3 protein-coding genes are annotated in these 3,311 nt (G+C 59.8%); all 3 read left to right on the top strand.

Features of this window, described 5'->3' with window-relative positions; all coding sequences use genetic code 11:
- Window positions 1–118 precede the first annotated feature (118 nt).
- The 3 genes from H5U08_RS13490 to H5U08_RS13480 all read left to right on the top strand — a co-directional run bounded on the left by H5U08_RS13490 (window position 119) and on the right by H5U08_RS13480 (window position 3,234).
- Window positions 119–937: a bifunctional DNA primase/polymerase gene (locus H5U08_RS13490; protein ID WP_297034033.1), complete on the top strand. Its 819-nt coding sequence runs from the start codon at window positions 119–121 to the stop codon at window positions 935–937.
- Window positions 934–2,427 carry a hypothetical protein gene (locus H5U08_RS13485; RefSeq protein WP_297034030.1) on the top strand — a complete coding sequence of 498 codons (1,494 nt, stop codon included), beginning with the start codon at window positions 934–936 and terminating at the stop codon, window positions 2,425–2,427. The genes H5U08_RS13490 and H5U08_RS13485 overlap by 4 nt, the downstream gene beginning before the upstream one ends.
- 204 nt (window positions 2,428–2,631) lie before the next feature.
- A complete protein-coding gene (locus tag H5U08_RS13480) occupies window positions 2,632–3,234 on the top strand; it encodes a hypothetical protein (protein WP_297034027.1) in 603 nt (200 codons plus the stop codon).
- Window positions 3,235–3,311: the final 77 nt, after the last annotated feature.

The raw sequence follows: 3,311 nt of genomic DNA, 5'->3' as shown, positions 1-3,311 counted from the left end.
CCAGTGACCGACGCCGCCGCCGTGGGGTGCGTCCACCCCCACAACCTAAACCGCCGTTCATATTTTAGGTTCTGGGCCGCGTGGACGCAACCCCAGTTTGCCTGGAAAGGAGCGTCCCGTGAGCCAAGTTTTGTTCACCTACCTACGCCTGGGCTACCGGGTCCACCCTCTTCACTGCGGAAGTAAGCGTCCACTCCTACCAGGATGGCCGGAACAGGCCGCCCGCGACGAGGCGACTGTCCGCCAGTGGCTGGCAGAGTTTCCGGGGTGCAATTGGGGCATAGCAACCGGAGATGGCTTCTCGGTTTTGGACATCGACCCCGCCGCCCTGGAGGCCGGTTGGCCGGGTGACCAGCGCCGGCAGGACCTGAAGGCCACGGGATGCCCGTTGGTCCAAACCCCGCGCGGTGGTTTTCATCTTTACTTCAAAGCAAACTGGCCAAACTCGGTCGCGGTGATTGCCCCGGGGGTCGATACGAAAGGCCCCCGTGGCTATGTGGTAGCCCCGCCGTCGAGTGTCAACGGCAAGAGCTACCGATGGATTCGGCCGATCGTTCCGATCGACCAACTCCCCCCGCCGCCGGAGTGGCTGGACGCAGCTCTCAAAGCCGCCGCGAAGGCCATCGAACACGCCCCCGATCCTAAGTCCGCCGAGGAAATAGCCCGGGAGGGTTCAATCCTTTGCGAAGGCGAAAGAAACGTCGGCCTTACTCGACTGGCCGGGAAGCTTCGTCGGCTGGGATTTTCGCAGGATGAGATAGCAGCCGCTCTTTTGGCGGCCAATCAGATTCGTTGTCGCCCGCCTCTTCCCGAGCGGGAAGTGCTGGCCATCGCAAAGTCCATTTCAAAGTATCCCACCGGCCCAATTCCTCTTCCACCTGCGTTTTATCGGGCCTGGTCACGCGCCATCGCTCATCACAGGAGGTTTCGCAAATGAGTCCACTGAATTTTGTTGTAACTCCCCATAACGGGTCCGCCCGCAGACTCGTCATGGTCTTGGAAAATGGGGCGGAAGTGTTCCGTGACAAAGTTGATGTTGACAACGCAAACGCTCGCAAACGTTTTTTCGAGGGATTAGGGCAGACGCTTCAGCGCCCGGGACAGGAGTTAGCCCGTGCGTTCGAGGGCATGCTTCTCAACCTAGCCGATGAAGCGGATAAAGCGGCGGCAGAGCAGGCAGCCCGCGGCAACGGCAACTCCCCGGATCCCTTTGAAATCGCCCGCCGTGAGATAGAAAAGACGCCCCCGGAGATCGTCACCGAGGCGGAGCGGATGGCAAACAGCCCCGAATTACTCCGGGAGGTTTATCAGGACATTTGCACACTGGGTGTTGCCGGAGAGGCGGAAACGTCGCTCACTGTATGGCTTGTTGGCGTCAGCCGCTTGCTGGCGAGCCCGTTGGCTGCGGTTATCGTGGGTCCCACGTCCAGCGGCAAATCGCATGTCTTACAGAAAGTGGGCGCGCTCTTCCCTCCCGAAGCGACAATCAAGTTGACTCAGGCCAGCCCGAACAGTTGGTTTTATCTTCCCCCGGGAAGCCTGCGTCATCGCTTCGTGGTCCTGGGAGAACGCCCACAGGGGGAAACACCCGAGGTGGTGGACGCCAACCGGAGCTGGCGAGAGCTGGTCAGCGAAGGGCGGCTCGTCAAGGCGGTCGCCACTCGCGGGCCGGATGGGCAGATGACCACGGAAGTGGTCATTCAGGAAGGCCCCGTCGCGTTTTGCGAATCCACGACGAAAAGCAAACTTCTTGATGAGGACGCGTCGCGGATGCTGATCTTGAACTCCGACGACTCGGAGGAACAGACCCGGCTGGTGATCAGTAAGCTGTTCAGCGACGCAAGCAACCCGCAAAGCAAAAATTCTGAAATGATCATTGCGAAGCATTGGGCTTTTCAGCGGCTCATCGGCAGCCATCCGCCGCAGGTCGTGATCCCGTTTGCAGAGCAACTCGCTGAGAAATTCCCGGCGGACAGGCCCGAATGCCGGCGTATCGCGAGGCATTGTGTGGCACTGATTCGAGCGAGTGCGGTGGCCCATCAATTCCAGCGCGAGCGGGATGGCGAGGCGATCATCGCCGACCCAGCGGATTACTACGTGGCCTATCGACTACTGCAACGGCCCGCCGCTCGGTTGCTGGGGCGGGAGGTGCACACGTCATTTGAACGCTTGCTTGAAAAACTAAAAGCGGCTGTCGGGGACGGGGAGTTCTCCACTAGGGAGGCGGCCGACATCGGGGGCATGACCCCACAGTGGACACGACAGGCCCTCCGCGCCCTAGCAGAACAGGGAGCAATTGAGCAAGTATCCCCCGGAGGAGGGCCTAAGTCGGCCACCTGGAGAATCATCGGGGAATACCACGGCCGGGGTGTGCTCCCTGAACCAGAAAAAGTTTTTGCTTCCTCCCCGTTTCTCACTTTCCGCTAGGCGCAAGTTGTGAAATGAACGCAATTAAAGCGGAAAGTGGCATTACTTTCCACTACTTTCGGCATTTCCACAAGGCACGAACGTGGCAGCTAGCCGAAAAGCGGAAACTAGCGGAAATTCGCGGCACTTTCCATTTAAGTCATTGTCCCAACAATACTTACGACTAGCGGAAATGCGGAAACCAGAAGTAAGAGGGAAGAAATTATGAGAAACTCTCTCGACCCACTGGCGTGGTTAGATTGTACCACCACTCAGAGGGAATCTTCCGCTGGCAGGGTGACCGCCCCGACCGTGGGCCAGCGGGTGAATCTCTGCGGAACTCCCTCCGAAGGCATCTTGCATGTGCTGAACCGCCCCGGAGTATCCGTCACGTGGGAACGTGGAGAACTTCACTTCCACGTGACTCCGGAGGCCTTGACCAAAGACGAGCTGGCCCTCCTGCGGGCACACAAAGAGGAAGTGGGCGGCTGGTTACTGCTTCACAAGCTCTGGGAATTGGGATACTCCCTCCGGCTGCAACCAAGCGAATACGGCCCGGGATACGTGCTGATTCCCACCAACCCCCCAACCCCCCGTAGAACGGGGGGCAAGGGGAGTTGTGGTGACAGGGGGCAGGTTGGTGACTTCCCGGCCCTCTTTGAACTCTACGACACTTTCCATGACTCCGCAGTGGCCCTGCTACTGGATGCCTGCCAGCTCCTCAAGATCGCCCCCGTGGACTGGCCCAAGGCGGCTGAAAGGTTCGTGAGGGGAGCGGCACTCCGCCGGGAAGGGTGCCCCCGACCGGAAAGGCCGGCGCGAGGCTGAAAAAGGAACCCACGGATACCCCTATTTTGCATCGGGAAGCTAGGTTCCCGCACAAAAAAACGCCCCCGCAAAAGCAG

Origin of the sequence: Thermogutta sp. (genome assembly GCF_014359955.1) — a bacterium.
In the GTDB taxonomy this organism is placed as follows: Bacteria; Planctomycetota; Planctomycetia; order Pirellulales; family Thermoguttaceae; genus Thermogutta.
The sequence above is the reverse complement of the archived record's forward strand: the minus strand, read 5'-3'. Positions and strand labels throughout refer to the sequence as shown.